The sequence below is a fragment of the Gemmiger formicilis genome, assembly GCF_024462815.1.
Lineage (GTDB): Bacteria > Bacillota > Clostridia > Oscillospirales > Ruminococcaceae > Gemmiger.
This window is the reverse complement of record NZ_JANGCG010000075.1, coordinates 1-266: the sequence shown is the minus strand read 5'-3', so window position 1 is coordinate 266 and position 266 is coordinate 1. Positions and strand designations below refer to the sequence as shown.

At 51.1% G+C, this 266-nt stretch carries 1 protein-coding gene; it reads right to left on the bottom strand.

The annotated features are described in order from the left end of the window. A partial coding sequence (locus NE623_RS14555; RefSeq protein WP_256276166.1) for a DUF416 family protein occupies window positions 1-266 on the bottom strand: 266 nt, incomplete at both ends.

The following is a 266-nucleotide window of genomic DNA, read 5'->3' as shown; positions in this document are numbered from 1 at the left end:
ATTGCTCTCACCCGCCTCACGCAGGTCTGCCCTAAGGCCTTTTATCAGCTCGATATCGCGTTCTTCGCACTCAGCTAAAAGTCGGAATATTTCCCACTGAATGTCCCATTCTTGCTCTACAGCTGGGTTTTCTTTAAGCTCTTCATCGCTCATTTCGCGACCAGCCTGAGTCATTTCCAGCATCGCAACGGTCGTGATGGAGGTCTTACTCACTTCCACCGCGTGTTCGAGCGTTTCACCACTCAAACGCGAATGGACCAGTTCAC